The following is a 25014-nucleotide window of genomic DNA, read 5'->3' on the forward strand; positions in this document are numbered from 1 at the left end:
CTCAGTAGCTCAGGGCCAGCGCCTGGGTCGGCGCGGTCCTCGGGGTGTCCGGTCCGTCGTGGTCGTCGGCGGCGGCTGGCGGCAGGCCGTGCCCGAGCTCGCGCCGCAGCACGGTCGCGGCGCACGCGAACACGACGCCGTAGATCGTCAGGAAGGCGACGAGCGAGATCCCGACCGTCGTCGCCGACACGGTCGAGAGCGCGTCCTCGGTGCGCAGCAGGCCCTGCACCGCCCAGGGCTGTCGGCCGCCCTCGCGCAGGATCCAGCCGCCCGCCTGCGCCACCACGGGGATCGCGATCGCCAGCGGCGCCAGCCGCAGGAACAGCGGGGTCGTCGTCAGCTTGCGGCGGCGCGACAGCAGCGTCGCCCAGGCGAACAGCCCGATCAGCAGCATGCCGCTGCCGACCATCGCGCGGAAGCTCCAGTACATGAGCCCCACGACCGGCGTGTAGTCCCCGGGCCCGTAGCGGGCCTCCGCCTCCGCCTGCGCCTGGTCGATGCCCTTGACCTCGGCGAGCGGGTCGAACTTCTCCAGGAACGAGAGCAGGTACGGGATGCGGATGTCGATCACCGGCGGGCCGGGATCGGTGGACAGGCCGCCGATCGCGAAGATCGACAGGCCGGCGCCCTTCTCCGTGGAGTAGAGCGCCTCGGCGGCCGCCATCTTCAGCGGCTGGCGCTCCATCGCGACGACCGCCTGGAAGTGCCCGGCGCCGGCGGAGCCGAGCGCGAGCAGCAGGCCGAGGATCGCCGCCGGCCGGGTGACCAGCGCGAACACGTCCGCGTCCCGGCCGCGGGCGATGTGCCAGACCGCGATGCCCAGGACCACGACCGCGCCGGTCACCAGCGCGGACAGCAGGACGTGCGACGTGGTGAGGATCGTGTCGACGTTCACGAGCACCGACCACAGGTCGGTGAGCTCGGCGCGCCCGTCCACGATCCGGTACCCGGTCGGTGCCTGCATCCACGAGTTCGCGACGAGGATCGCGTACGCGGACAGCATCGCCGCGGCGGCCACCACCCCCAGGCAGGCGGCGTGGACCTTCGGGTTCAGGCGTCCCCAGCCGAAGATCCAGAAGCCGAGGAACAGCGACTCGACGAAGAACGCGGCGAGACCCTCGAGCGCCAGCGGCGCGCCGAACACGTCACCGACGTAGCGCGAGAAGCCCGCCCAGTTCATGCCGAACTGGAACGTCTGGACGATGCCGGTGACGACGCCGACCGCGAACGCGATGAGCATCGCGCGCCCGTAGAACTTCGTCAGGCGCAGCCACCGCTCATCACCGGTGCGCAGCCACTGCAGCTGCATGCCGAGCACCGCGCAGACGAGGCCGATCGACACGCCGACGACGGCGAAGTGCATGAGGGTCGTGAGGCCGAACTGCCAGCGGGCGAGGTCCAGCGAGGTGACGTCGGGCATGGTGATCTCCGGTGTCCGTGCCCCGGGAGGGGCGAGGTCAGGAGGGCGATCACGGCCCGGTGCCGCCGACATGGGCGACGTCTCCTACTGTAGCGCGCGTGGCCTCCGTCCCCAGCCCCGATCCGGCCGTCGCGGACCGCGAGGCGCTCCGTGCCGCGCTCCGCGCCGGACTGCTGCTCGGGTGGACGTCGGTGGTCGGGATCGCGGTCGTGCTCGTGTTCGGTCCGGAGGTCCGCTCGCCCACCGCGGTCGCGGTCCTGACCGGGGTCGGGGCGCTCGCCCACACGTTCCTTGCGACGCTCGACTGGCCGCAGCTGCTGCGCACGCGACGCGGCCGGCTGCTGCTCGACGCGTGGGGCGCCGGGGTGCTCGTCGCGGTCTGCGCGCTCGCGATCTTCGCGGGCGGCCAGTCGCGCCTGGACCTGCTGCTGCTGCTCGTCGTGCCGTTCCTGGCGATCACCCACCAGGAGCGGCCGGGGCAGCTCGCCGGCTGGCTCGTCGCCGCGGGGGCGGCGTTCCTCGCCGCGGTGCTCGCGCCCGACGACCGGCTGGAGACCGGCGAGGTGCTGCTGCACCTCGTGCTGCTCGTCGGCGCGACGCTGCTGGGGCTCAGCCTGACCCGGGCGCTCGAGCGGCAGGCGCTCGGCCGCGCGGAGGCGGCGCGGCGGGCGGCGCTCGAGGGCGCGCTGCTCGCCGAGGCGCACCATCGCGTCAAGAACTCGCTGCAGGTCGTGTCCGACCTGCTGCTGCTCGGCCGTCCGGCCGACCCGACCGCCGCCGCGGTGCTCGACCGGGCCGCGGGGCGGATCCGCTCGATCGCCGCGGTCCACCGGGCGCTCGAGAGCCGGGCGGGCGCCCCGGTCGCCGCCCCGGAGCTCGTCACGGCGCTCGTCGAGGCGATCGCCCCCGACGTCCCGGTCCGCGTCCACGTCGCCGAGCAGCTCACGCTCAGCGCCGACCGCGCCCAGTCCCTGGGGGTCGTGGTCAACGAGCTGCTGACCAACGCGCTGGAGCACGGCAGCCCGCCCTACGCCCTGGAGCTCGTGCCGCACGGCGACGAGATCGCGCTGCTCGTGCAGGACGCCGGGGACGGCCCCGACGTCGCCGGGGCCGACGCGGGCCCCGCCGACGGGCTCGGCCTCGTCCTCGTACGCCAGATCGTCGGGGCCGGGCTGAACGGGCGGATCGAGACGCGGGGCGGCGCGGTGCGCGTGACGTTCCCGGCGGCCGCCCCCGGCGCCTGAGCCACCGCGCGCCGCGCGCGTCGTGCGCCGCGACGGGTCGCCCGACGGCCCCGCCGAGCACGACGCACCGACACCGTCGAGGGCCCGATCCGTCGCGCACACCCCCGCGCGTTCTGGGTGATCCGGCGCCCAGATATGGGCCGCAGATCACCCAGAACCGCCGTGTCCGCCGCGCTCGAGCGCGTACTGGGTGATCGCGAGGCCATATCTGGACTCCAGATCACCCAGAACCACCGCGGTCGCCGATCGCGCGCGATCGACCGACCCCGCCCGCGGGACGCGCCGCGCCCGCGGACGCGCGGGCGCTGGTCGTGGCGCTGGCGAAGAGCGGGCGCGGGCAGAGCGGGCATCTTCCGCGCTCGGCCGCGCACGCCCACTCCGTTCTGGGTGATCCGGCACCCAGATATGGGCCGCAGATCACCCAGAACGCGCTTGCGGGCGCGGCGCGGGAGGCGCCGCGCCTGCCCGGGCAGCGCGCCCGGGCAGCGCGCCACTCGGGCGCGCCCGCGCTCAGGCGGGCGCGCCGCGCGGGCTGCGCGGCGGGGTGGATCCGGCGCACGCGCCGGCGTCCAGGCGCCGGCCGGCATCCTGGCCGCGGGCGCTGTTGTCGTTCAGGAGGACGTGGACGGACAGGATCGCCCGCGTGTCCTCGCGGTGTGCGGCGCGGAGCATGCGGCCGAGGAGGCGCTCCTGGCGCTCCAGGAACGCGACGTAGGCGCGACGGGCGGGTAGCCGCGCGTCCGGGGTGGCGATGATGGTCAGGCGGCGCGCAGCCTCGTGGGTCGCGGCGATCGCGGTCGGGGCCGCGGCGCGGATGTCGGACGGGTCGCGCAGCGGCGGCAGCGCGGCGAGCCGGTCGTGCGTGCGCTCGCAGATCGCGGACGCCCCGTCGACGAAGCGGTCGTCCGCGTCGGGCGCGGAGCGGTCGACGGCCACGGGGACGGCGATCGCGACGAGCGCGGAGCCGGTCAGGGTGAGCAGGCGCAGCTCGGGAAAGCGGGGCATGGGGTCGGTCCTTCGACGCGGGACGGGCGCGGCGCGACGTCGGGCGTCCCCGGGCCGCGACACGCGGTCGCACCCCGAGGGCGCCGTCCGGACGGCCGGTGGGAGTCGGGGCGTCGCGCGCCCTGCCGAGCGCGCGACGCCCCCCGGCGGGATCCGTCGCCGACCGCCACACCACGAGGCGGCCGGCGCGGAGGTCTGCGGGTGGGGCTAGAGCGTCGCCTCCTGCTGGGCGACGCGGTCGCCGCTCAGGGCCTGCACGGTGACGCCGAGCTTGCCCTTGGCCGCGCGCAGCGCCTTGGCGCCGGCGGTCGTGGCCTTCACCGTCACGCGGCCGGTGGCGTCCGAGCCGATCGTGCCCGTGCCGCTGGCGATGACGCGGCTCTTGAGCTTCAGCGCGCGGGCGCGCGTCTCGGTGACGAGCACGCGGACCGTGACGGGCTCACCGGCGGGGCCGTTGACCGTGGCGGTCATGCCGTCGCTCGCCATCTCGCTCGCGGTCGGCAGCGACGCGACGGCGACCTGCAGGCGCGTGAGCTTCAGGCGCAGCGCCGTGGCGTCCGCCTTCGCGCTCGTGGCCGCGGCGTCGCTGGCCGCCGCGCCCTTCTCGGCGGTGACGCGCGCCGCGTCGGCCGCCTTGACCGCCGCCTCGGCGGTGGCGATGCGGCTCTCCGCCGCCGACTTCGCGGCGATCGCGTCGGCGAGGTCCGCCTCGGCCTTGGCCTTCGCGGCGTCCGCCGCGGTCTTCGCGCCGTTGGCGGTGTCGAGCGCGCCCTGGAGCGTCAGCTTGTCCGCGTTGAGCTGCCCGATCTGCGTGTTCAGCGGCGCGACGATGTCCGCGGCGTAGCCGGCGTTCAGGCTGGCGGTGGTCGTCTGGATCGTGTCGGCGGGGAAGAACGTGCCGCCGATGCCCTCGCAGGCGGCCTTCAGCTGATCGGTGGTCATCGTCGCGGTCAGCGTCTTGCCGGTGATCGTGTTGATGCGCGGCAGCCACAGCGCCGGGTCGTCCTCGAGGCCGGCGCTGGTCGCCTGCCACGGGATGTAGCCGTAGAACGGGTCGTTGCCCTGCCACGAGAGGACGGCGGAGAGCGCGTTGAGCTCCGGCGTGCTGCAGGTGGCGTGCGGCTGCGCGGCGGTGCCGCCCTCGGACAGCCAGCGGGCCTTGTCCGACGCGAAGCTCGTGCGGTAGGCGGACGGCAGCTTCTTGTAGTCGAGCATGCCGGCGACGCCCGGCCGGTTGTTCGTCTCGCGCAGGACGTACGTGTAGCCGTGGTTGGTCACGGCGTAGCGGGTCTGCGTCTGCAGGTCGTTCTGCGTCGCGTTCGCGGGCAGCGGCGTCGGGGCGACCTTGGCCGTGTCGGTGTACACGCTGCCGTGCGCGCCGGCGGTGGCCGGGACGGCGAGGGCGGCGGCCGCCACCGCGGCGGACGCGAGGTGCTTCTTGGACTTCATCGGATGACTCCCGTGTTCGATGTGGCCCGCTCGGCGCGGTCGCCGGCGGGGGTGAAGATGGCCTGGTAGCGGCCACGCTTGGGGTTGGCGAGACGGATGCGGAAGCGGCCGCTGGTCGAGACGGTCGCCCGGCCCGACGGCGTGATCGCCGTCGTCCGCAGCAGCTGGATCCGGCCGGGGAGGCCGGGCTTGACGACACCGGTGACGAGCACCGCGCCGGAGCGCAGGCGCTTCGTGGTGATGCGCACGAGCGGACGGACGAGCACGCTGCGCGTCTGCGAGCCGAACCCGTCGACCACGGCCCGCAGGCCGGTGGACTCGGGGATCCGGACCAGGCCGCTGAACGAGCCGTCCGCCGTCGTCACGAGGTTGGGGACCTTCACCCGGGAGACCGTCGACCGGATGGTCACGATCATCCCGGCGCGGGCGGGGACCACCCGGCCGCTGATCCGCACGCGCCCGTCGCCCGTGACCCGGGCGGGGGCGGTGAGCTGCACGGCGGTGACTCCGGCGGTCCCGGTCCCGAGGCCGCCGGCGGGGCCGGCGGTGCCGCCCGTCCCGTCCGCCCCGGTGCCGGTCCCGGCACCCGAGCCGGTCCCGGTTCCGGCACCGGTGCCGGTCCCCGCGCCGCTCCCGGTGCCGCCGCCGGTGCCCGTCCCGCCACCGGTGCCGGCGCCGCCGCCGGTCCCGCCGAAGCAGGACGCGACGACGAGATCGGCGCCGTAGGCGGGCTCGGTCGGCGTGACGCCGCCCGGCGCCCGGTCGACGTAGTGGGTGACGCCGGGGGCGTCCTCCCCGTCGGCCGTGAGCACGAACGGCTCGGCGATCACGGCACCGCTGACGGCCCCGGTCGCGGCGGGCACGTCGATCGTCATCGTGCCGCCCGGACCCTGGGTCACCGACCCGGTCGTCGGGCCGGCCGACACGAACCGCCCGCCGGACCACGTCCCGTGGTCGTAGACGGGCGGCGCGTTGCGCGGGGCGACGCCCCGCACGTAGCGGACGGTCCCGCCGACGCGGAAGAGCATCGCGAAGGTCGCCGAGGACGAGTCCTCGTGCGCGGGCTCCCACGCGGCGCTCTTGACCTGGATGACGGCCTGGAGCTGCCCCGCCGCCTGGCCGAACCAGGCCGCGGTGACGTCGGTGTTGATGTGGTGGCCGTCGCCGGTGGCGTCGGTGATCTGGGCGCTGCCACCGCACGGGGCGGGCGCCGCCGCGCCCGCGGAGGCGGGTGCGGCGAGGCCGGCCGCGAGCAGCAGGACAGCCGCAGCGGACGAGCGAGGGATGCTCACAGGGAGCTCCCTCCTTTCGGATGAGGATGGACGGATCGGGCGCGGCACCCGGTCGGGCGCCGCGGACGGTCTAGGAGGCGACGACGGTCGCGGGCGCCGCGGGAGGCGGACGCACGGCGAGCGCGGCGGCGATGAGCCGGCCGACACGTCGGAGGTAGACGGCGCGGTACGCCCGCGGGCGGGCGGGACGCCGTCGGCGCGCGCGCGGCGCGAACCGCGCGCGCAGGCGGTCCAGCAGCTCCTCCCCGGGCATCGCGCCCGCGAGGAGGGTGCCGAACAGCAGCAGGGTGGGAGCGAGCGCGAGCAGCACGCCCGGCGCGACCACGACCGCGAACGCCGCGAGCGCGGCGAGCAGCACGAGCAGGCCCGCGAGGGCCCGCGTGCGACGGGTCGTGGCCGGGCGGACGCGCATCGGGCTAGGCGGTGGCGCGACCCCGGGTGACGGTCACGCCGAGCGCGGCCAGGCCGGCGACGAGCCCGGCGATCGCGAGGCCGAGCGTCAGGCCGTCGCGGCCGCCGTCGTCCCCGGCGTCGGGCGACGCGGCACCGGCCGCGTCCTGGGTCGTGTCGGCCTGCGGCGCGGCGGCGCCGCCGGTCCCGGCGTCCGGCGAGGCGGCCTGGGCGCCCTCGCCGCCGGCGTTCTGGCGCGGCGCGTCGGCGGACACCGTGGTCGTGCTGGCGGGCGACTCGCTGCCCTCCGCCCCGATCCAGCGGACGACGTCGCCGTCGTCGTAGGTCTGGATCGACTTCCACTCGATCGTGCCGGGCGCGTCCGGCGTGGAGGCGAGGAAGCGCAGCGCGACGAGCCCGTCGGCGGCGGCCTTCCCCTTCCAGGTGACGGTCTCCAGCGCCCCGTTGGAGGCGCGCTGCACGGTGCGCTTCCAGCCGGGCTGGTCCTCGAAGGAGAACGGCAGGACGCCCTCGGGGATCTGCAGCTTGACCTCGGTGGTGCCGGTGTCGTCGCGCTCGCCGGGGACGAGCACGGTGAACAGGACCGGGTCGGCGGGCGCGACGGTCTTCGGGAGGACCTCCACGTGCGCGGCGGCCGGCGCGGCGGTGGCGCCGAGCGCGAGCGCGGGCAGGAGCAGCGTGCGGCGGAGCATCAGCGGACGCGGAAGGTCCAGCTGCCGGTCTCGCGGTGACCGTCGATGTAGGTGGCACGCCAGCTCACCTTGTAGGTGCCCTTCGCGAGGCGCTTGGAGGACTTGCCGATGATGCGCTTGACGTTGCGCGGGTCGTTCTTGCCGCGCAGCACGGTGCGCGAGCCACGCGTGACGGTGAAGCTGCCGCCGCTCTTGATCTGCTGCGTGAAGCTGATGTAGACGGTCTTCGGGCCGCTGGAGAGGCTCGCGCCGGGCTTGGGCAGGCGCTTGTCGACCTCGGCGTGGCCGAGCGCGGTGGTGGAGAACGTCAGGGCGCCGAGCGTGCCGAGGACGGCGGCGCGACGGAGGGTCGTGCGGGTCATGCGGTGGTCTCCTGGGACGGTGCGCGCAGGAAGCGCGTCGTGGTCAGTGCGGCGAGCAGCGTCATGCAGACGGCGCTCGCGACGCACCACTGGCAGATGGCGTCGATCTCGGCGATCTCGACGTAGGTGAGGTACATGCTGAAGCCGAAGCCGACCCAGGCGAGGCCGACCGCGGCGAGCAGGCCGGTGTCGCCCGGGACGAGCAGCAGCACCGCGAGGATGCTCACGTAGCCGATCAGGCCGAGCACCGCCACGGGGATCCCGGCGAAGGTCGCCCAGTCGGACGCCTGGACCTTCGAGCAGCCGTGCGAGATCCCGCAGGCGGGGTCGATCCCGGCGTAGTGCGCGTACGTGAGGTACACGGCGACGCCGAGACCGAGGACCGTGACGGCGAGGGTGGCTGTCCGCAGCCGGTCGCTCACGTGCCCGCGAGCTCCTGGACCTTGTCGCGGATCTGGCTGCCGTCGAGCGAGCTGAGCTCGAGCTTCTCGAGCTTGCCGCCGGTCTTCCCGATGAGGAAGGACGGGGTGCTGGAGATGCCGTTCTGGTCGGCGAGCTGCTGGGCCTGGTTGATCGCCTCGGTGCCCGCGGAGCCCTCGCCGTCGGCGATCGCCTTGTCGACGTCGAGGCCGGGGATCCCGCTGAGGGTCGTGCGGACGAATGCGTCGTCGGCGTAGCCGGAGTTCTCGCGGCCCTGGTTGATGAAGAACAGGTCGAGCGCCTGCCAGAGCTTGCCCTGGGCGCCGGCGCCGGCGACGGCGCGCGCGAGGGTCTGGCTGTCGTCGCCGATGAACGCCATCGAGCGGAACTCGACGCGCAGCGTGCCGGCGCGGACCTCGCGCTCGACGAGCGTCGGGAGGCCGTCGCGGGCGAACTCGGCGCAGAACGGGCACTGCATGTCGGCGAACTCGACGAGCGTGACGGGCGCGTCGGCCTGTCCGAGGACGATGCCGGCCTGCGGGATGCCGGCGAACCGCTGGGTGACCTCGGTCTGCCCGGCGACGGTCTCGCCCGCCTTCTTGGTGGGGCCGTCGTCGGTGCCGCCGGCGCTGATCGCGATGAACACGGCGACGATCGCGGCGGCGACGGCGAGCACGCCGCCGAGCTGGGCGAGGCGCCGCTTGCGGGCGGCGGCAGCCTCCGCGGCGGCGGCGGCCGCGTCCCGCTCGGCGCGACGGGCGGCCTTCTGCTCCGCGCGGGTGACCTTCGGCTCGGTGCTCATGCGCCGCTCCCGGCCCGGCGCGCGGTCGCGAGGCCCGCGGCACCGACGAGCAGGCCGAGGCCGCCGACGATCAGCGCGGCGATCGCAAGGCCGTCGCCGCCGTCGTCCCCACCACCGGTGGTGGCGGAGGCGAGCGCGGGCTCGGCCGTGGCGGACTCGGAGGTCTCGGTGCTCTTGGCCGCGCCGTCGTCGGAGTGGCCGCTCGCCCCGTGCCCGTCACCGCTGGCGGCGCCGACCATGACGGTCGGGGCGGGCTTGTCGGACGCCTCGTCGCCGATCCAGCGGACGGTCTCGCCGTCCTCGTAGGTCTGCAGCGCCTTGAAGGTCAGCGGCCCCTCGGTGTCGGGGAGCTTGATGCTGATCGGGAAGTCCTGGAACTCGCCCGGGCCGATCCGGGTGTCGCCGGAGGCGGTCCAGGTGATCGTCCTGACCGCACCGCCGCTGGTGGCGACCTCCGCCTTCCAGCCGGGCACGGGCTGGGTGCTGGCGGACTCGAAGCCGGCGGGGAACTGGACGACGACCTTCGTGGTGCCCGAGTCCTCCTTCTCGTTGGGGACGCGGACGTTCTCGACGACGTAGGCGCCGGCGGCGCCCTCGGCGGGCTGGAGGGTGACGTGCGCGGCGGCGACGCCGGGGAGCGCCAGGACCGCCACGGCGGTGAGGGTGGGGAGCAGCTTCATCGGATGGGGACCTTGATCGTGGTGGCGTACTCGTCGAACTCGCTGACGCGGTCGACGATCCGGATCTCCCACTCCCCCGCGAGCGTCAGCTGGAACGCGTCGGCGGTGAAGTGGCCGGGACCCGACTTGCGCAGGGCGATGTCGAGCGGGCCGACGTTCGCGGACTTCAGGGTGGCCTGCGCGGTGATGGACTTGGTGTCGTCGAACGGCTCGCCGGTCTTGGCGTCGAACAGGTAGATGTGCATCGTGTTCGAGCCGACGGTGGCGGGCTCGACGGTCGTGTTGAGGTCGAGCGGCCCGACGCGCTGCTCGATGTTCACGGCCTTGGGGGTCGTGTAGGAGGCGGGCGGCGAGTAGCCGACGAGCGCGCCGGTGGTGGCGAGCACGGCGACGATGAGGCCGACCTCGGCACGCAGCGTGTTCTTCAGCGTCGTGCCGGCCTGCCCGGGGGTGCCGCCGGTGGCGGCGATCTCGCGCAGCTTGGGAGCGTGCGCTGCCGGTTCAGGGCGCCGAGGCCGATCAGCACGAGCAGCAGCAGCGCCTTGATGAGGACGGCGCGGCCGAAGCCGGTGTCGAGCAGCTGGGAGAAGCTCGTGAGGTGGAGGACCGCCTGCACGGTGCCGGTGACGGCGAGCACGGCGACGGCGGCGAGCGCGACCGGGGAGAAGCGCAGCAGCACGGCGGAGAGGAGCCGGGCGCGGTCCCCGCCGTCGAGCTTGCCGGTGGCGGCGGGGACGAGCGCGACGAGCGCGATCAGGCCGCCGAGCCAGAGGCTCATCGCGGCGACGTGCGCGACGTCGGTCGGGAGCAGCACCGCGACCGGGTCGCTCGTCCCGGCGTGGCCGGAGAGGGCGGGGGCGAAGGCGAGCGCGGTGACGGGCGCGACGAGCAGCGCGAGCCGCAGCCCGCCGGGACGGTCGAGCACGCGACCGTCGGCACCGAGCGACACGGGGCGCAGGACGGGCACGGTCCGCGGGGTGACGAGCAGGACGCCGCCGAGGACGAGCCAGACCACGAGCTTCAGGCCCCAGACGGTGCCGAAGCGCGTGTCGAGGACCTCGCGGACGGTGGAGGCCTGCAGCGCGTCGAAGAACCCTTGGCCGGAGACGATCGACCCCTGGATGAGGATGCCGAGCAGCGCGGTGGCGAGCCCGAGGTTCACGGCGCCGAGCAGCATCGTGCTGCCGCGCTTGGCGTACGCCTCGCTGGCCGCGGCCCAGCGCTCGTCCCCGCCCGCGACGCCGCGCAGGCCCGGGAGCCAGCAGAGCAGCAGGAAGCCGACGCCGCCGAGCGCGAGCGCGATCGCGAGGTAGTCGAGCGCCTTCACCCCCGCGAAGACGGTGGTCGTGGTCGCTCCCGCGGAGGTGCCCTCGACGAGGTCGGCGACCGCGAGGGCCCCGGACTTCGACGGCTCACCGAGGTGGAAGACGAAGCCACCGTTGATCACGTGGCCGTCGGCGGACACGAGCCGGTAGGTGGCCGTGTAGGAGCCCTTCGCGAGGCCGGGCTTGAGCTTGACCCCGATCTTCTTGGTGTCACCGCCGGGCCGCAGGATCTCCTGCTCGTCGACGCGCTTGGCGCTGGTGTCGAAGACGCGGACCGCGCCGAAGGACGCCTCGACGGGCTCGTTGAAGCGGAAGACGACCTCGGACGGCTGCCCGTCCTTGAAGACCTCGTCGCGGAACGGCTGGTTGCCGACGAGGAAGGCGTGGGCGGACGCCCCGGCGGGCGCGAGCGCGAGGAACGCGACGAGCGCGACGCCCGCGAGGGCCAGGATGCGGCGCAGATGGCTCACCAGGACTCCTTCGCGGGCGCGGCGGCGCCGTCCTGCTCCTCGGCGGCGCGCCGGCGCCGGACCGTGACGACGAAGACGCCGCTGAGCGCCAGCAGCACGACGAACACGGCGATCGCGGCGGTCGGCGCGCCCCCGTCGTCAGTGGGGGTCCAGTTGAGGACGCCCGCGATGGTGGCGGGCTGCCCGGCGACCTGGAGGTCGACGGTCCAGTCGAAGACCTTCGTCTTGACGGCCGTGTCCTTCACCTGCGGCGGGGTGCCACCGCCCATCCAGTGGATGCGGTGGTCGTGCCAGGCGAAGCGGCCGGTCTTGTCGAGGACCTTCCAGCGCGGCTCGGCCTTCGGGTCGACGCCCGCGGGGACGGGCACGTTGCCGTCGCGCTCCTCGTTGATGTACGTCGACTTGGAGTTCTCGTTCACCGCCACGGTCCCGTCGGCGTCGATGCGCGCGTACGGCTCGTCCTCGTAGCCGAGCACGACGATGTCGCGGTCGCTGCGGTTCGTCAGCTCGAGGCTGTCCTCGCGGTTGAGGATCTGCGTGGTGACGCCCGTGGGCAGACCGGTCGAGCCGGTGATGAGGGACTGGTAGTTGGGGTCGCCCTTGTGGGCGGCGGCGGTGGACACGCAGGCCGCGAGGGCGGCGAGCGCGACCACGACGATGGTGCGGACGCGGTTCATGGAACCGGGACCTCCAGGGTCGGGTCGTTCAGCGGGACACGGCGGACGGTGCGCGACGGGCACACGTCCGGGAGCACGGGGGCTCCTAGCGGGCCGGCGCGAGCGCGGGCGGTCCGCGCTCGGCGAGCGCGGACGCGACGAGCCGCCCGCGGCGGGCGAACGCCCGCGGGGCGCGCGGCAGGCGCGCGGTGAGCCGGAGTGCGGCGCGGCGACGGGCCGGCGCGAACGCGGCGACGACGGCCGCGAGGCGCTTCTCCCCGAGGTAGCGACCCGCCAGCAGCGGGAGCAGCAGCACGAGGACGGGCGCCAGCTCCAGGAGCCAGCTGTCGATTCCCCCGACGGTGGTGAGCAGCGCTGCGAGCACGCCGACGGCGGCCACGAGGGCGACCGGCAGGAGGTCTCGGCGCTGGGTCATCACGGTCAGGGTAGCGCCCGACCTCACAGGGCGCGAGGGCGGACGTCGCTCAGGGATACGGCCCGACGGCCCGATCGGATGCGTCCCGGTTCGGCCGCTGCTCCGTATCCCGGTCATGGAGAACGTCTGGGACTATCCCCGCCCGCCCGCGCTCGTGCCGTGCACGCGCCGCGTGCGGATCGAGCTCGGCGGCGCCGTGATCGCCGACTCCACCCGCGCGCTGCGGATCCTCGAGACGAGTCACCCGCCGACGATCTACGTACCGCCCGGGGACTTCGCGCCGGGCGCCCTGCGGGCCGCGGACGCGCGCTCGACGTTCTGCGAGTGGAAGGGCCGCGCGACCTACTGGGACGTCGTCGGCGCCGACGGCGTGACCGTCGCGCAGGCGGCCGGCTGGTCCTACCCGGACCCGGTGCCGGCGTACGCGGAGCTCCGCGACCACGTCGCGGTGTACCCGGGCCGCATGGAGCGGTGCCGGCTGGACGAGGAGACCGTCCGGGCGCAGGAGGGCGACTTCTACGGCGGCTGGATCACCGACGACATCACCGGGCGGATGAAGGGCGGGCCGGGCACCTGGGGCTGGTAGGCGCCCCGGTGCCAGAATCCGGAGCATGAGCTCCGACGTCACCCGCCGCGGCCTGCTGGGCGCCGGCGCCGCGGCCGCCGGGTCCGCCGCCCTGCTCCCCGACCGGGCGGCCGCGGCCCGCACCCGCCGCCGCTCGGCGGACGTCGTCGTGGTCGGGGCCGGCCTCGCCGGGCTGATGGCCGCCCGCGAGGTCGCGGCCGCCGGGCGCAGCGTCCTCGTGCTGGAGGCACGCGACCGGGTCGGCGGCCGCACGCTGAACCGCGAGCTGACCACCGCACGCGGCACGGTCGTGGAGATCGGCGGCCAGTGGGTCGGCCCGACCCAGGACGTGCTCCTCGGTCTCGCCCGCACGCTCGGGGTGGAGACGTTCAAGACCTACGACCGGGGCGACTACCTCTTCCACCGCGAGGGCCGCACCACCCGGTACAGCGCCTCCACGCCGCTGGGGGCGATCCCGCCGGACCTCGGTGCGGTGGAGGCGTTCGCCGCGATCGGCCAGCTCGACGCGATGGCGGCGACGCTGCCGCTCGACGCGCCCTGGACCGCGCCGCGGGCCGAGGAGTGGGACTCCCAGACCTTCGAGACCTGGAAGCGCGCGAACACCGCGACCGCGGGCGCCCGGCTGCTGCTCGACCTCGCGATCGAGGCGGTCTGGGCGGCGCAGCCGCGCGACGTCTCGCTCCTGCACGTCCTCACGTACATCCGCGGGGCGGGCAACGAGACGACCCCCGGGTCACTGAACCGGCTGATCAGCACCGCGGGCGGCGCGCAGGAGTCGCGCTTCGTCGGCGGCTCGCAGCGCGTGTCGCTGGAGCTGGCCCGTGCGCTCGGGCGCCGCCGGATCCTGCTCTCCGCGCCGGTCCGGCGGATCCGCCAGCTCCGCGGCGGGGTCGAGGTGCACGCCGACCGCGTCGGGACCGTCCGCGCCCGCCAGGTCATCGTCACCGCGCCGCCCGCGGTCAGCGCGTTCATCGACTACGACCCGATCCTCCCCGCCGACCGCGCGCAGCTGCTGCAGCGGTTCCCGCAGGGCAACGCGATCAAGTGCATGGCCGTGTACGACGAGCCGTTCTGGCGGGCCGACGGGCTCGCCGGCCAGGTGACGAGCGACGGCGCCCCGGTGCGGATCACGTTCGACAACTCGCCGCCCGACGGCAGTCCGGGCGTGCTGCTGGGCTTCATCGAAGGGCACCTCGCCCGTGTCTGGAGCCGTCGCCCGGCCGCCGACCGGCGCGCCGCGGTGCTCGAGAGCTTCCGGACCTACTTCGGGCCGCGGGCCGCGTCGCCGCGCGAGTACGTCGAGATGGACTGGTCGGCCGAGCGCTGGACCGGCGGCTGCTACGTCGGCTTCACGCCGCCGGGCGTGCTGCTCGACTACGGCCAGGCGATCCGCCGCCCGTTCGGCCGGATCCACTGGGCCGGGGCCGAGACCGCGACGATCTGGAACGGCTACATGGACGGCGCGCTGCGCAGCGGCCGGCGCGCCGCCGCGGAGGCGCTCGCCGGCTGACCGCCCGGCGGTCGACGACACGGCCCGGGCGCACTGGCGTCCTGTGGGACACTGGACCCATGCCCGCGTACCGCTCCCGCACCGTCACCCACGGACGCAACATGGCCGGCGCCCGCGCCCTGTACCGCGCGACCGGCGTCGCCAAGGGCGACCTCGGCCGCAAGCCGATCATCGCGGTCGCCAACTCCTACACGCAGTTCGTCCCCGGGCACACGCACCTCGCCCCGGTCGGGCAGATCGTCGCGGAGGCGATCAGCGAGGCGGGCGGCATCCCGCGCGAGTTCAACACGATCGCGGTCGACGACGGCATCGCGATGGGCCACGGCGGCATGCTCTACTCGCTCCCCTCCCGCGACCTGATCGCCGACAGCGTCGAGTACATGGTCAACGCGCACTGCGCGGACGCCCTGATCTGCATCTCCAACTGCGACAAGATCACGCCCGGGATGCTCAACGCCGCGCTGCGGCTGAACATCCCGACCGTGTTCGTGTCCGGCGGCCCGATGGAGGGCGGCACCGCGGTCCTCGTCGACGGCACGGTGCGCAAGCGCGTGAACCTCATCACCGCGATCGCGGACGCCGTCGCGGGCGACGTCTCCGACGAGGACATCGAGATCATCGAGGAGGCCGCGTGCCCGACCTGCGGGTCGTGCTCGGGCATGTTCACGGCGAACTCGATGAACTGCCTGACCGAGGCGCTCGGCCTCGCGCTGCCGGGCAACGGGTCGATCCTCGCGACGCACACGGCCCGCAAGGAGCTCTACCAGCGCGCCGCGCGCTGCGTCGTGGAGATCACGCGCCGCTACTACGAGGAGGACGACGAGTCCGTCCTGCCCCGCGCGGTCGCCACCCGCGAGGCGTTCGAGAACGCGATGGCGCTCGACGTCGCGATGGGCGGCTCGACGAACACCGTCCTGCACATCCTCGCCGCCGCCCAGGAGGCGGAGCTCGACTTCACGATGAAGGACATCGACGCGGTGTCGCGGCGCGTGCCGTGCCTGTGCAAGCCCGCGCCGAACGGCCCGTGGCTGATGGAGGACGTGCACCGCGCCGGCGGCATCGCCGCGATCCTCGGCGAGCTGTGGCGCGGCGGGCTGCTCAACGAGGACGTGCACACGGTGCACGCCGGGACGATCGGCGAGTGGCTGCTGCCGTGGGACATCCGCTCGGGCGAGGCGACACCGGAGGCGATCGAGATGTTCCACGCCGCGCCCGGCTGCGTGCGGTCGGCGACCGCGTTCTCGCAGAGCGAGCGGTGGGAGTCGCTGGACACCGACGCCGCGGAGGGCTGCATCCACGACGTGGAGCACGCGCTCTCCCAGGACGGCGGCCTGGCGATCCTCTACGGCAACCTCGCGGTCCGCGGCTGCGTCGTGAAGACCGCGGGCGTCGACGAGTCGATCCTGACGTTCAGCGGTCCGGCGGTCGTGGTCGAGTCGCAGGACGACGCGGTCGACGCGATCCTCGGCGGCAAGGTCAAGGAGGGCGACGTGGTCGTCATCCGCTACGAGGGTCCGCGCGGCGGCCCGGGCATGCAGGAGATGCTCTACCCGACCTCCTACCTGAAGGGCCTCGGGCTCGGCGCGAAGTGCGCGCTGATCACCGACGGGCGCTTCTCGGGCGGCACGTCGGGCCTGTCGATCGGGCACGTCTCGCCGGAGGCGGCGGCCGGGGGCACGATCGCGCTCGTGCAGGACGGCGACACGATCGCCATCGACATCCACACGCGGTCGATCGAGCTGCAGGTGTCCGACGCGGAGCTCGCGGAGCGCCGCGAGGCGCTCGAGTCCGGCGCGGGGTACGTCCCGGCGGCGCGCGACCGGGTGGTCTCGCCCGCGCTGCGCGCGTACGCGGCGATGGCGACCTCCGCGGACACCGGCGCGATCCGCGACGTCAACGCGGTCGAGCGGGCGGTCGCGGCGGCCGCGGACTCGCGCACGCACTCCCAGGCCTGATCCGTGGCGGCGGGACCGGCCTCGCGCCGGTCCCCTGCTACGCTTTCCGGAACGTCGAAGGGCAGTACCCCTACGGCGCGCATCGTCAGCACGGTGACCTCATGTCACCCGGTGCGCGCGGTCTCCGGAGCCACGCTCGGAGGCGGGGAGACCTTCGCGGAAGGACCAACCGTCTACCGCGAAGGAGCACACCGTGCCTGATCTGCTGTCCTCGTCCACCGGCCCCTGGGTCGGCCTCGTCCCTCGCCATCGCCGTGCTGCTCGCGATCGACCTGTTCGTCGCCCGCGGCCGCAACGGCGAGATGACCCTGCGCTTCGCGACCGTCGCGAGCATCGTCTGGGTCGGCGTGTCGTTCGCGTTCTTCGGCGTGCTGCTCGCGTTCGGCGACAGCGAGGACGCGGGCGCGTACCTCGCCGGCTACCTCGTCGAGAAGTCGCTGTCGCTGGACAACGTCTTCGTCTTCCTGCTCGTCTTCACCGCGTTCCAGGTGCCGATGGCCGAGCGCCACCGGCTGCTGACCTACGGCATCGTCGGCGCGCTCGTCCTGCGGCTCGTGTTCATCCTCGTCGGCGCGGCCGCGCTGTCGACGTTCAGCTGGCTGAACTACGTGTTCGCGGCGTTCCTCGTCTACACGGGCTACAAGATGTTCAAGCACCGCAACGACCACGAGGGCGAGCAGCAGCTGGTCGACAAGCTCTCCGCGCGCCTGCCGATCACCGAGGACGCCCCGGACGGCAAGCTCGTCGTGCGGCGGGACGGCAAGACCCTGCTGACCGTCGGCGGTGCGGCCCTCGCGGCGATCGCGGTCGTGGACCTGATCTTCGCGATCGACTCGGTGCCCGCGATCCTCGCGATCACCACGGACTCGTTCATCGTGTTCGCGGCCAACGCGTTCGCGCTGCTCGGCCTGCGCCCGCTGTTCTTCCTCGTCGCCGACCTCGTCGAGCGCCTCTACTACCTGAAGACCGCGCTCGCCGCCCTGCTCGTGTTCATCGGCGCGAAGATGGCGATCGCCCAGATCGCCGGCAAGATCGGGCCCGAGATCAGCCTGCCGATCATCGCCGCCATCCTCGGCGTCGGCGTCGTCGCCTCGCTCGTGCGCGACCGGCGCATGGTCGCCGCCTGAGCCACCGGACGGGCCGGGCGCGGCACCCGCCGCGCCCGTGCCGCGGGTCGAGTGGACGCCAGATCCTTCCCGGAAGGACCAGGCGTCCACGGGGTTCGGGATCCGCGCCTGACCGGCGCGGGCGTGACCGGGCGGCGCGGGAGTGACCGGCGCCGCCGGACCGGGCGGCGCGGGTCCGGCCGGTGCGGGCGCGGCCGGTGCGGGCGCGGCCGGTCGGGCGCGGCCGGCGCGGGCGTGGCCGGGCGGCGCGGCGGACCGGGGTCCGCCCGGTCTGGAACGGCGGGGCGGGATCGATCGGGGCGCACGCCGCCCGCCCGCCCGCCCGCCGTGGACCGGAGATCCTTCCCGGAAGGATCTGGCGTCCACTCGACGGCCCGCGCGGCTACAGGGCGCGGCGCAGGCGGACGACCGGCAGGCCGCCGGGACCGGGGCGGCCGTCGTCGGCCGGGTCCGGGGCGAAGCCGCGTCGCGCGTAGAAGGCGCGGGCCTGCGTGGCGTCACGCGCCACGTACAGCTGCAGCGCGCGGCGACCGTCGGCGCGGGTCGTCTCGACGACGGCGTCCAGGAGGGCGTCGGCGAGGCCGGTGCCGTGCAGGCCCGGGTCGACGAAGAGCTGCCAGACGTGGCCCAGCTGCTCGTCCTCGGTGGCGATCGCCCCCGCGCTGCCGCGCACGTACCCGTCCCCGTCCTCGGCCAGCAGCCAGCGCGTGCCCGGACGGTCGAGCCGGTCGGCTTGGGGCTCGGGGACCCCCGGGTCCCAGCCATCGGGGGCGACGGGCAGGTAGCCGAGGAAGCCCTCCCACACGAGCCGGGCGACGCCGTCCGCGTCGGCGGCCGCCACCGGCCGGATCCGCGTCGCCGGGACGCGCACCTCGTGCCCCGCCGCGGTGAGCGCGGCGCGGACGCGACCGGCCTGCCCGGCGGGCACGAGCACGTAGTCGGTGTCGAACGTCGCCATCGCGAAGACGCTGATCCGCGCCTGCGCGATCGGGCGGGCGACCGACGCGATCACCCCGGTCTCGCCCGTCAGGTCGAACGGCCCCTCGAGCTTCAGCGCGGTCCAGGGACGGTCGACCCGCTCGGCGTCCGCCGGGATCGCGTGCGCGCGGGCGACGAGCGAGACCTCGTCCATCGTCCGCGTGACCGACCACAGCCCCGCCAGGGTCGCGGAGGGGCCCGCGGGCAGGGCGGCATCGACGGGAAACCGGGCGATCGCGTACGCGCCGGGGAGCGGGGTGAGCGTCTGCGCCATCGCCTCCACCCTACGATGGAGGCCATGCCCGATCGCGCCGTGGTCCTCAAGAAGCTCGACGTCGTCCGCTGGGTCGCCCTCGCGGACTTCCTGCTCCTCCTCGTGCTGCTCTACGCGAGCGTCATCGCCGACAGCGACTCGGCCGTCTCGATCCTCGGCCCGATCCACGGCATCGGCTTCCTCGTGCAGCTCTACCTCGTCGCCGTCGGGGCGGGCGAGAAGCTCTGGGGCTGGTGGTTCCTCGGCGCGGTCGTCATCACCGGCGGGCCGCTCGGCGCCCTGCTCGGCGACCTGAAGATCCGCCGGGACCTCGCCGCCGCCTGACCCCCACCGGGGAGCGGCCCGGTGCCAGAAGGTCATCCGATCTGCGCAGCCCGTCGCAGACCCGGGTAGCGGGGACCTCGGAGACACCCGACCCGAGGAGGCACCGATGGACCCGGACCGACCGGCCATGCCGCGCATCGAACGCGGAAGCGCCCTGGACGAGCTGCAGCGCGACCCGTCGTCGCGCGCGACGTTCCTGCGGATGATGGGTGGTGGCGGCGCCGCGCTGGCGCTCGGCACGCTCCTCGCCGCGTGCGGCGACGACGACGACGGAGGCGACGGCGCCTCCACCAGCACCACCGGCACCACCGCGGACGGCAGCGCCACGCCCGACGCCGCCGCCGGCAACGACGCGTCGAGCGACATCGAGATCGTCAACTACGCGCTCACGCTCGAGTACCTCGAGGCGGACTTCTACCGCCAGGTCATCGACGCGGACATCATCAAGGACAAGGCGGTCCTCGACATCGCCAAGAAGTTCGGCGAGAGCGAGCAGGCGCACGTCGACGCGCTGAAGACCGCGGTCGAGGGTCTCGGCGGCACGCCCGCCGAGCAGCCGAAGACCGCGTTCGAGGACGTCCTGGGCGGGGGTCTGGAGAAAGTCCTGCAGACCGCCGCGGACGTCGAGAACCTCGGCGCCGCCGCGTACCTCGGTCAGGCCGGGGCGATCAAGAACAAGGAGATCCTCGCCGCCGCGCTGTCGATCCACAGCGTCGAAGCCCGGCACGCCGCCGCGCTCAACCAGCTGATCGGCCGTGGCTTCACCGCCGACGGCGGGCAGGGGTCGATCCCCGACGGCGCGTTCGCCAAGCCCTTGGACATGGCCGCGGTCCTCGAGGCCGTCAAGCCCTTCATCGCCGCGTGAGCAGAGGAGACGACCAGATGAGCACCCAGATCCAGATCCCCGAGCTCGCCCGGATCGAGGTCCGCGGCCACACTCGCGCGGCCTTCCTGACCCGCGCGTCGCTGACCGCGGGCGCGGTCTTCGGCATGGCGGCGGTGACCCCGTTCACGCGGGCCGCGATCGCGCAGTCCGGCGGTGGCGACCTCGACATCGCCAACTACGCGCTCACCCTCGAGTACCTCGAGGCCGCGTTCTACGCCCAGGCGCTGAAGGAGGTCTCCGGCCTCAGCGGCGACACGAAGAAGCTCGCGACCGAGCTGCGGGACAACGAGGACGAGCACGTCGGCGCCCTGAAGTCGATGATCGAGGACGCCGGCGGCACGCCCGTCGACGTGCCGACCGTCGACTTCGGCGACTCGTTCAAGGACGAGGCGACGTTCCTGAAGACCGCCAACGTCTTCGAGGACCTCGGCGTCAGCGCCTACAACGGCGCCGGCCCGATGATCGAGAGCACCGACATCCTCGGGGCCGCCGGCAGCATCGTGCAGGTCGAGGCGCGACACGCCGCGCTGATCCGCCTGGCGCGCGACCGGCCGCCGGCGCCGCAGGCGTTCGACAAGGCCTCGACGATGGACGAGGTCCTCGCCGCCGCCAAGCCGTTCATCAAGGGCTAGGGACCGAGCCGTTCCTGCGGGTCCGGGTCGACCGGGCCCGCAGGTGCAGCGTCGACGCTTGTCGCCGCACGGCGCCTCCCCTACAGTGTTCGCGATGACGCCCGTCGGCCACCCCGATCGCTCGTCCGCGCTGCTGCGCGGGGCGCTCGTGGTGCTCGCGTGCCTCGCCGTCGTCCTCGCGGGCGGCGGCCTGTTCCTGCTCCCGCTGGCGCTGCTCGTGGCGCCGCTGCTCCTCGGCCGCTACGTCGGCGAGGAGCGGATCGAGCGGCTCGCCGCCGCCATGCGACCGGCCCCGGCCCGTCGGATCCGCGGCGCCGTCGCCGCTCCCGTGCTGCCGCGGGTGCGCGGCTTCCGCTGGCGCGACGCGCTCCTCGCGAGCCGCCTCGCCGAGCGCGGCCCGCCCGCGCTCGCCTAGCAGCACCCGACGCGCGGTGGCCCGAGACCACCGCGCGCGCTCCCGGTGCTGCTTCCAGTCGTGCCGGCCCCGTCGCGGAGGGCTATGTGGTGTGGACCACCGCGAGCGGCAACCGGCACCGACGTCGTCCGACCGATTCGTCGCCCGAACGCACGGTGAAGCGTCAGGGCACCATCCATAGGCGATCGGCCGACCGGCGTCAACCGCCCCTCGGGCCGCCGTGCGCGTTCTCCGGATCGCGCACGGCCCCGAGGCGTGCGTTCGTCCCCCTCCCCTGCCCGCCGGAGTCCCGCCATGTCGCGCCGTCCCCTCGCCCTCGCGCTCTGCGCCGCCGCCCTCGCCGTGACCGCCGCCGGATGCGGCGACGACGAGGAGCCGAGCGCCGGGACCGCCGGCACGACCAGCACCGCCTCCGGCGCGTCCGGTCCGGCCGCCGCCGACGGGGCGAAGCTCTTCGCCCAGGCCAACTGCGGGTCCTGCCACACGCTCGCGCGCGCCGGAACGGACGGCGGCTTCGGCCCGAACCTCGACGAGACGCGCCTGGACGTCGCGGCGATCGAGCGGCAGATCCGCGTCGGGGGTGGCGGCATGCCGCCGTTCCAGGGCACCCTCAGCCCGACGGACATCGCGGCGATCGCCCAGTACGTGGCCGGAGGCGGCGACGGCTGACACGTCGCGAAGTCCTGAGTTTGGCATGCCAAACTCTCTGATATGGTCGAGGCATGACGCCTCGACGCCTGCTGCTGCTCGCCCTCGTCGCGCTCGCCCTGCCCGGCTGCTCCTCCAGCGCCGAGAGCGGCGACATCGCCGACCGCAAGGTCCGCGTCACCACCACCACGAACTTCATCACCGACACGGTCCGCCAGATCGGCGGCGACCGGGTCGCGGTCACCGGCCTGATGGGCCCGGGCGTCGACCCGCACCTCTACAAGGCCAGCGCCGGCGACGTGCGGACGCTCCGCGACGCCGACGTGATCGCCTACGGCGGCCTCGAGCTCGAGGGCAAGATGGCGGACCTGCTCGACGAGCTCGCCGAGCGCCAGACCACGGTGGCGGTCACGAAGGACATCCCGCGCGGCCGGCTGCTCGAGCCGCCGGGTGACGCCGCCGAGCAGGTCGACCCGCACGTGTGGTTCGACGCGACGAACTGGATGATCGTCGCGCGCACGATCGCCGCCACGCTGAAGGAGAAGGACCCCGGCAGCGCGGCGCTCTACGACCGCAACCTCGCCGCCTACGAGCGCGAGCTGCAGCAGACCGACCGCTACGTGCAGCGGCGCATCGCGAGCATCCCCGGGAGCGGCGGATCCTCGTCACCTCGCACGACGCGTTCGCGTACTTCGGCCGCCGCTACGGCCTCGAGGTCGCCGCGATCCAGGGCATCTCCACCGCCGCCGAGGCCACCACCGGGGACGTCCAGCGCGTCGCCCGGCTGATCGCCGACCGCGACGTCCCCGCCGTGTTCGTCGAGTCGAGCGTGCCGCGGCAGACCATCGACGCCGTCCTCGCCGCCGCCCGCCGTCTCGGCGCCGACGCGCGTGTGGGCACCGAGCTCTTCACCGACGCCGCCGGCGACGACGGCACCCCCGAGGGCACCTACGTCGGGATGCTGCGCGCCAACGCCGACCGGATCGCGCAGGGCCTGCGATGAGCGACACGAGCGACCGCCGCGCCGCCGCGCTCGAGCTGCGCCGCCTGACCGTCTCCTACGCCTCGCGGCCCGTCCTGTGGGACGTCGACGTCGCGTTCCCCGCCGGGGCGCTCAGCGCCATCGTCGGCCCGAACGGCGCCGGCAAGTCGACGCTGCTGAAGGCGGCGCTCGGGCTGATCCCCGCCGACGCCGGGCAGACGCTCGTCGACGGGCTGCCGATCGCCCGGGCCCGCGACCGCGTCGCCTACGTCCCGCAGCGCGACGCCGTCGACTGGGACTTCCCGATCACCGTCCGCGAGGTGGTCGAGATGGGCCGCTACGCATCGACCGGGTGGCTGCGCCGCGTGGCCCGGCGCGAGACGCCGCTGATCGACGAGTGCCTCGACCGCGTCGGCATGCGCGCCTACGCCGACCGGCAGATCGGCGCGCTCTCCGGCGGCCAGCGCCAGCGGGTGTTCATCGCCCGGGCGCTCGCGCAGCAGACCCCGGTGATGCTGATGGACGAGCCGTTCGCCGGGGTCGACGCGCGGACCGAGGCGAGCATCCTCGGCCTGCTGCGGGAGCTGCGCGACGACGGCCGCTCGATCGTCGTCGTGCACCACGACCTCGGCACCGTGCGGGCGAGCTTCGACTTCGCGCTGCTCCTGAACGTGCGGGCGATCGCCGCCGGGCCGGTCGCGCAGGCGCTGACCGACGAGCAGCTCGCGCGCGCCTACGGCGCGGCCGCGGTCACCGACGGGGAGCAGGACGCGTCGTGGGTCCGCTGATCGACCTCCTGCCGCTCGACTACCCCGACGCGGTCGTCGCGATCGGCGCCGCGCTGCTGGGCATCACCGCCGGGGCGCTCGGCGTCTTCGCGGTCCTGCGCGAGCGCAGCCTCGTCGGGGACGCGCTCGCCCACGCCGCGCTGCCGGGGGTCTGCGTCGCGTTCCTCGTCACCGGTGCGAAGGACGCAGGGACGCTCGTGGTCGGGGCCGCGTTCGCCGGGCTCGTCGGGGCCCTGGCGATGGTCGCGATCGAGCGATCCGGCCGGATCCGGCCCGACGCGGCGATCGGCGTCGTGCTGTCGAGCTTCTTCTCGCTCGGGATCGTGCTCCTGACGTTCATCGCCAGCTCCGAGAGCGCCAACCAGGCGGGCCTGGAGAAGTACCTCTTCGGGCAGGCCGCCGGGCTGCTCGAGCGCGACCTCTGGATCATGGCCGGCCTCGCCGCCGCCTCGCTGCTCGTCGTCGCGCTCGCCTTCCGGCCGCTGAAGACCACCCTGTTCGACCCCGCGTTCGCGGCCTCGACCGGGCTGCCCGCCCGCGCGCTCGAGACGCTGATGACGGGCCTGCTGGTCGTCGCGGTCGTCGTCGGCCTGCGGACCGTGGGCGCGATCCTCATGGTCGCGATGCTCACCGCCCCGGCGGTCGCCGCCCGGCAGCTCACGGGCCGGCTGGCGCTGATGATCCCCGTGGCGGCGCTGATCGGCGGTGCGGTCGGGGTGACCGGGGCGCTGCTGGCCTCGGGGACCGACCTGCCGACCGGGCCGGTCATCGTGCTCGTCGCGGTCGGGGTCGTCGTCGCGTGCGTGCTGCTCGCTCCCGGCCGCGGGGTGCTCTGGCGCGCGCGGCGGCTGCGCGCCGAGCGCCGACGGCGGCTCGCCGAGGGCGTCCTCGTCGACCTCGAGACCGCGCTGCACGCCGGGCCGCCGCCGACCGCGCAGGAGCTCGCCGACGTCTCGGGCCGGCGCCCGGGGGCCGTGCGCCGCGGCCTACGCGACCTCGAGCGCACCGGCATGCTCGCCGACGACGCCGGGCGCCTGCGGCTGACCGACGCGGGCGCTGCGGCCGCGCACGCGATGCTCGAGCGGCGCGCGCTGTTCGGCGCCTGGCTCGAGCACGGGCACCGCCTCGACGTGCCCGACGCGCGCGAGCCGGACCCGACCGACCTGCGCGCCAGCCTCGGTGACGACCTCGCCGACCGGCTCCACGCGCTCGTGCGGCAGCAGGAGGCCCGGTCGTGAACGACGA

27 protein-coding genes and 1 pseudogene are annotated in these 25014 nt (G+C 74.6%); 13 read left to right on the forward strand and 15 right to left on the reverse strand.

Translation table 11 applies throughout. The annotated features are described in order from the left end of the window. Position 1: 1 nt before the first annotated feature. Positions 2 to 1420 carry a cytochrome ubiquinol oxidase subunit I gene (locus GKE82_RS12660; protein ID WP_196189199.1) on the reverse strand — a complete coding sequence of 473 codons (1419 nt, stop codon included), beginning with the start codon at positions 1418 to 1420 and terminating at the stop codon, positions 2 to 4. Positions 1421 to 1518: 98 nt separating this feature from the next. Between GKE82_RS12660 and GKE82_RS30785 the strand changes: the two genes are divergently transcribed. Beyond that, on the forward strand, positions 1519 to 2664 hold the full coding sequence (locus GKE82_RS30785) for a sensor histidine kinase (RefSeq protein WP_154733538.1): 1146 nt from the start codon (positions 1519 to 1521) through the stop codon (positions 2662 to 2664). A 510-nt stretch (positions 2665 to 3174) separates the two neighbouring features. Here the strand turns inward: GKE82_RS30785 and GKE82_RS12670 are convergent. From GKE82_RS12670 to GKE82_RS12730, 13 genes are all read right to left on the reverse strand, one after another. Then, entirely contained in the window at positions 3175 to 3669 is a 495-nt protein-coding gene (locus GKE82_RS12670) for a hypothetical protein (RefSeq protein ID WP_154733539.1), read from the reverse strand. 207 nt (positions 3670 to 3876) lie between these two features. Then, positions 3877 to 5118, reverse strand: coding sequence for a hypothetical protein (locus GKE82_RS12675; protein WP_154733540.1), 1242 nt, complete (start codon positions 5116 to 5118; stop codon positions 3877 to 3879). Next, the gene (locus GKE82_RS12680; RefSeq protein ID WP_154733541.1) at positions 5115 to 6410 is read right to left on the reverse strand and encodes a hypothetical protein; all 1296 of its coding nucleotides are present in this window, start codon (positions 6408 to 6410) and stop codon (positions 5115 to 5117) included. The genes GKE82_RS12675 and GKE82_RS12680 overlap by 4 nt, the downstream gene beginning before the upstream one ends. A gap of 70 nt (positions 6411 to 6480) precedes the next feature. Continuing rightward, the gene (locus GKE82_RS12685) at positions 6481 to 6822 is read right to left on the reverse strand and encodes a hypothetical protein (RefSeq protein WP_154733542.1); all 342 of its coding nucleotides are present in this window, start codon (positions 6820 to 6822) and stop codon (positions 6481 to 6483) included. Between the two features lie 4 nt (positions 6823 to 6826). Next, complete coding sequence (locus GKE82_RS12690; protein ID WP_154733543.1) at positions 6827 to 7513, reverse strand: DUF1775 domain-containing protein; 687 nt, start codon at positions 7511 to 7513, stop codon at positions 6827 to 6829. Beyond that, entirely contained in the window at positions 7513 to 7875 is a 363-nt protein-coding gene (locus tag GKE82_RS12695) for a copper resistance protein CopC (protein WP_154733544.1), read from the reverse strand. The genes GKE82_RS12690 and GKE82_RS12695 overlap by 1 nt, the downstream gene beginning before the upstream one ends. Beyond that, entirely contained in the window at positions 7872 to 8297 is a 426-nt protein-coding gene (locus GKE82_RS12700) for a vitamin K epoxide reductase family protein (protein ID WP_154733545.1), read from the reverse strand. The genes GKE82_RS12695 and GKE82_RS12700 overlap by 4 nt, the downstream gene beginning before the upstream one ends. Further along, on the reverse strand, positions 8294 to 9097 hold the full coding sequence (locus tag GKE82_RS12705; protein WP_154733546.1) for a thioredoxin domain-containing protein: 804 nt from the start codon (positions 9095 to 9097) through the stop codon (positions 8294 to 8296). Before GKE82_RS12705 ends, GKE82_RS12700 begins: the two co-directional genes overlap by 4 nt. Continuing rightward, entirely contained in the window at positions 9094 to 9777 is a 684-nt protein-coding gene (locus GKE82_RS12710; RefSeq protein WP_154733547.1) for a YcnI family protein, read from the reverse strand. Before GKE82_RS12710 ends, GKE82_RS12705 begins: the two co-directional genes overlap by 4 nt. Next, positions 9774 to 10163: a hypothetical protein gene (locus tag GKE82_RS12715; RefSeq protein ID WP_154733548.1), complete on the reverse strand. Its 390-nt coding sequence runs from the start codon at positions 10161 to 10163 to the stop codon at positions 9774 to 9776. The genes GKE82_RS12710 and GKE82_RS12715 overlap by 4 nt, the downstream gene beginning before the upstream one ends. Before the next feature lie 38 nt (positions 10164 to 10201). Beyond that, positions 10202 to 11572, reverse strand: a complete 1371-nt coding sequence (locus GKE82_RS12720) for a CopD family protein (RefSeq protein WP_154733549.1) — start codon at positions 11570 to 11572, stop codon at positions 10202 to 10204. After that, positions 11569 to 12249: a hypothetical protein gene (locus GKE82_RS12725; RefSeq protein WP_154733550.1), complete on the reverse strand. Its 681-nt coding sequence runs from the start codon at positions 12247 to 12249 to the stop codon at positions 11569 to 11571. The genes GKE82_RS12720 and GKE82_RS12725 overlap by 4 nt, the downstream gene beginning before the upstream one ends. Before the next feature lie 85 nt (positions 12250 to 12334). Further along, complete coding sequence (locus tag GKE82_RS12730) at positions 12335 to 12664, reverse strand: hypothetical protein (protein WP_230316161.1); 330 nt, start codon at positions 12662 to 12664, stop codon at positions 12335 to 12337. 115 nt (positions 12665 to 12779) lie between these two features. Here GKE82_RS12730 and GKE82_RS12735 point away from each other — a divergent pair, with 115 nt between their 5' ends. The 4 genes from GKE82_RS12735 to GKE82_RS12750 all read left to right on the forward strand — a co-directional run bounded on the left by GKE82_RS12735 (position 12780) and on the right by GKE82_RS12750 (position 17842). Then, a complete protein-coding gene (locus GKE82_RS12735) occupies positions 12780 to 13250 on the forward strand; it encodes a DUF427 domain-containing protein (RefSeq protein WP_107567261.1) in 471 nt (156 codons plus the stop codon). 25 nt (positions 13251 to 13275) lie between these two features. Beyond that, entirely contained in the window at positions 13276 to 14760 is a 1485-nt protein-coding gene (locus GKE82_RS12740) for a flavin monoamine oxidase family protein (RefSeq protein ID WP_154733551.1), read from the forward strand. Positions 14761 to 14819: 59 nt separating this feature from the next. Then, positions 14820 to 16715 carry a dihydroxy-acid dehydratase gene (gene ilvD / locus GKE82_RS12745; RefSeq protein ID WP_154733552.1) on the forward strand — a complete coding sequence of 632 codons (1896 nt, stop codon included), beginning with the start codon at positions 14820 to 14822 and terminating at the stop codon, positions 16713 to 16715. A 254-nt stretch (positions 16716 to 16969) separates the two neighbouring features. Continuing rightward, positions 16970 to 17842, forward strand: a complete 873-nt coding sequence (locus tag GKE82_RS12750; protein ID WP_196189200.1) for a TerC/Alx family metal homeostasis membrane protein — start codon at positions 16970 to 16972, stop codon at positions 17840 to 17842. 382 nt (positions 17843 to 18224) lie between these two features. Here the strand turns inward: GKE82_RS12750 and GKE82_RS12755 are convergent, their stop codons facing one another. Next, entirely contained in the window at positions 18225 to 19094 is an 870-nt protein-coding gene (locus GKE82_RS12755) for a GNAT family N-acetyltransferase (RefSeq protein ID WP_154733554.1), read from the reverse strand. A 24-nt stretch (positions 19095 to 19118) separates the two neighbouring features. Between GKE82_RS12755 and GKE82_RS12760 the strand changes: the two genes are divergently transcribed. From GKE82_RS12760 to GKE82_RS12795, 8 genes and pseudogenes are all read left to right on the forward strand, one after another. Further along, the gene (locus tag GKE82_RS12760) at positions 19119 to 19418 is read left to right on the forward strand and encodes a DUF3817 domain-containing protein (protein ID WP_107567266.1); all 300 of its coding nucleotides are present in this window, start codon (positions 19119 to 19121) and stop codon (positions 19416 to 19418) included. Between the two features lie 127 nt (positions 19419 to 19545). Further along, a complete protein-coding gene (locus GKE82_RS12765; protein WP_154733555.1) occupies positions 19546 to 20283 on the forward strand; it encodes a ferritin-like domain-containing protein in 738 nt (245 codons plus the stop codon). Between the two features lie 17 nt (positions 20284 to 20300). Then, positions 20301 to 20936, forward strand: a complete 636-nt coding sequence (locus tag GKE82_RS12770; protein WP_107567268.1) for a ferritin-like domain-containing protein — start codon at positions 20301 to 20303, stop codon at positions 20934 to 20936. Positions 20937 to 21030: 94 nt separating this feature from the next. Beyond that, positions 21031 to 21351: a hypothetical protein gene (locus GKE82_RS12775; RefSeq protein ID WP_107567269.1), complete on the forward strand. Its 321-nt coding sequence runs from the start codon at positions 21031 to 21033 to the stop codon at positions 21349 to 21351. A 294-nt stretch (positions 21352 to 21645) separates the two neighbouring features. Continuing rightward, positions 21646 to 22020, forward strand: coding sequence for a cytochrome c (locus GKE82_RS12780; protein ID WP_154733556.1), 375 nt, complete (start codon positions 21646 to 21648; stop codon positions 22018 to 22020). Between the two features lie 53 nt (positions 22021 to 22073). Further along, a pseudogene (locus GKE82_RS12785) lies at positions 22074 to 23002 on the forward strand (metal ABC transporter solute-binding protein, Zn/Mn family). Then, on the forward strand, positions 22999 to 23769 hold the full coding sequence (locus GKE82_RS12790) for a metal ABC transporter ATP-binding protein (RefSeq protein WP_154733557.1): 771 nt from the start codon (positions 22999 to 23001) through the stop codon (positions 23767 to 23769). Before GKE82_RS12785 ends, GKE82_RS12790 begins: the two are co-directional and overlap by 4 nt. Next, positions 23757 to 25007 carry an iron chelate uptake ABC transporter family permease subunit gene (locus tag GKE82_RS12795; protein ID WP_309233575.1) on the forward strand — a complete coding sequence of 417 codons (1251 nt, stop codon included), beginning with the start codon at positions 23757 to 23759 and terminating at the stop codon, positions 25005 to 25007. The genes GKE82_RS12790 and GKE82_RS12795 overlap by 13 nt, the downstream gene beginning before the upstream one ends. Positions 25008 to 25014 lie beyond the last annotated feature (7 nt).

The sequence above is a fragment of the Conexibacter sp. W3-3-2 genome (genome assembly GCF_009707605.1).
Taxonomy (GTDB): domain Bacteria; phylum Actinomycetota; class Thermoleophilia; order Solirubrobacterales; family Solirubrobacteraceae; genus Paraconexibacter; species Paraconexibacter algicola.